Raw genomic sequence first — 2,226 nt, 5'->3', positions numbered from 1 at the left:
CTCTAGCTACCCTCCGCGAGCGATTTACCCCCTAACTAACCTGCTAGCTGCAAAATTTCTGTGGCGATGCGAAGGGGAATAGGCATGACAGAAAGACGATTGCCTTGCTTGACAACTAATAACTGTTCGGGGGTAAATCGCTCGCGGAGGGTAGCTAGAGTAATGGCGTTATCGAAAGTGCGAACGAATTCTACGGTGACAGTATGCCAACGCGGAGCGGTAGGGGTAGATTTAGGATCGTAGTAATCGCCATCCAAATTGAATTGGCTGGGATCGACGACTTGCGCTGCAACGATTTGCATCAATCCGACGATACCGGGGGGATTGGTATTAGAGTGATAAAAGAAGGCTCGATCGCCAACTTGCATGGATTTAAGAAAATTTCGCGCTTGATAGTTTCTGACTCCATCCCAAATTGTAGTTCGATCGCGTTCTAAGTGTTCGATTCCGTAAACGTTGGGTTCGGATTTCATCAACCAATAATTCACACGATTTTACCGATCTAGTGCAGGGTATAGCTGCATTTATTATATGCTACGACAATCGCCTCGATTCGTGGTTTTTAAAAATAAAACTGCTGTAACCCGCATTCTGTCCTCAACAGCCTGCCAAAAATCGACGCGATCGAATAAGTGGGATAAAAGTGAAAAACGCGCGATAATATTTGAGTAGCTAGTGCCTAACTCCCATGTCAGCAGGAGCACCCAGACGTAATTCTATCTTCAAACAACTGATGTCTGTCCACTGGTGGATGGCAGGGTTTTATCTAATTTTGTATGCTAGTGGGATAACAATCGAGCAACTTCAAGGTGAAGTCAGCTATCGCGAGTTATTATATGCCGCTCACAAATCTTTTGGCGTGTTGGTATTATTGCTGCTCGGCTGGCGATTGTTATTATTATTGCGAGTCTGGGGACGTAAATACAGCAAGCATTTACCCAAGTTTACGGGTAATTGGTATTTCCAGACTGGTTTGCATACTGGTTTGTATGTGATGATGTTGGCGGTACCCCTGAGTGGTTATTGGTTGTCGAATGCTTACAAGGCTAACAATATCAGCTTGTTTGGCATCCCCCTGCCAGATATCTTTCCCGTAAATTCCGAGGTGGTGCCTCAATCTGGTGACGCGCACGGTTATTCGTCTAAAATTTTTGCGATCGCGATCGTCGCCCACATCATAATTCAGCATAAAGTAGTTAAAGCCAATTGGCGCAGGTTATCTACCTGGGCGCAAAAATTAGTCAAAAGTTGAAAGTTGAGGCGATTAACTCATGTCAAACCCTACCAGTACTCCATCTCCCACTGTCGCAGCTACCACATCTACATATCAATGGAGCTGGCAAGGGCAGCCGTTAAGCATTGCTTATGAGACTGCGGGTACTGGGAAACCTATTTTGCTGTTACCTGCCTTTAGTACCGTTTCTAGTCGTACTGAGATGTCTGGGTTGGCAGCTTTATTAAAATCGCAGTTTCAAGTAACGACGGTAGATTTTCCTGGTTTTGGCGATTCCGCACGTCCGCGTTTGGATTATGCACCACCGTTATCTCGCCAGTTTTTGGCGGACTTTATTCGCGATATCTACACATCACCAGTAACGATAATCGCGGCGGGACATGCCGCCGGATACGCGCTAAATTTCGCCGCTACGGTACCTAATAGCATGTCTGAGTTAGTTTTAGTCGCTCCCACTTGGCGGGGGCCATTACCAACGATGGCGCAGGGACAAAAGCCCTGGCTGAAGGGGGTTCGCGAACTGATTCGCACGCCAATTTTGGGTCAATTCTTGTACCAATTAACTACTACGCCGAGTTTTCTAGCGTTTATGTATCGGCGACACGTTTATGCAGATGCCAATAAATTAACACCCGATCTCCTCACTCAAAAACGGCAATTAACTCAACAGCCAGGAGCGAGATTTGGAGCCGCCGCATTCGTAACCGGGGGACTCGATCCTTATCTCGATCGATCTGAAGCAATCGCCCATCTTCAATCTCTGACTATACCCGTACTGGTGGCGATCGGTCAAAGCAGTCCCCCCAAATCCACCGCCGAGATGCAAGCTCTCGCCACAGTTCCCAACATCGTCAGCCATACCCTACCCGGAACTCTCGGAATGCACGAAGAATATCCCACCGAACTTTACGAGGTAATTTTGCCTTTTTTAACCTCGCACTAGGTTTTAGGTTTTAGCGAAGATCTACCCACCCACTGGGCGGGTGACCCAA

At 47.2% G+C, this 2,226-nt stretch carries 3 protein-coding genes; 2 read left to right on the top strand and 1 reads right to left on the bottom strand.

Going from position 1 to position 2,226, the window contains the following annotated elements:
- Positions 1-35: 35 nt before the first annotated feature.
- Positions 36-488 (bottom strand): EVE domain-containing protein, encoded by a 453-nt coding sequence (locus RMO79_RS05490; protein WP_310482048.1) that lies wholly within the window; start codon positions 486-488, stop codon positions 36-38.
- 200 nt (positions 489-688) lie between these two features.
- Here RMO79_RS05490 and RMO79_RS05485 point away from each other — a divergent pair, with 200 nt between their 5' ends.
- Entirely contained in the window at positions 689-1,252 is a 564-nt protein-coding gene (locus RMO79_RS05485) for a cytochrome b/b6 domain-containing protein (protein ID WP_310482047.1), read from the top strand.
- Positions 1,253-1,271: 19 nt separating this feature from the next.
- Positions 1,272-2,177, top strand: coding sequence for an alpha/beta hydrolase (locus RMO79_RS05480; RefSeq protein ID WP_310482046.1), 906 nt, complete (start codon positions 1,272-1,274; stop codon positions 2,175-2,177).
- Positions 2,178-2,226 lie beyond the last annotated feature (49 nt).

It is taken from the genome of Chamaesiphon sp. VAR_48_metabat_403 (assembly GCF_031422475.1).
GTDB lineage: Bacteria > Cyanobacteriota > Cyanobacteriia > Cyanobacteriales > Chamaesiphonaceae > Chamaesiphon.
The sequence above is the reverse complement of the archived record's forward strand: the minus strand, read 5'-3'. Positions and strand labels throughout refer to the sequence as shown.

What these genes read in the sequence shown, in the direction of transcription:
- RMO79_RS05485 (WP_310482047.1), top strand. Translation starts at nt 689, where the DNA reads ATGTCAGCAGGAGCACCCAGACGTAATTCTATCTTCAAACAACTGATG.
- RMO79_RS05480 (WP_310482046.1), top strand. Translation starts at nt 1,272, where the DNA reads ATGTCAAACCCTACCAGTACTCCATCTCCCACTGTCGCAGCTACCACA.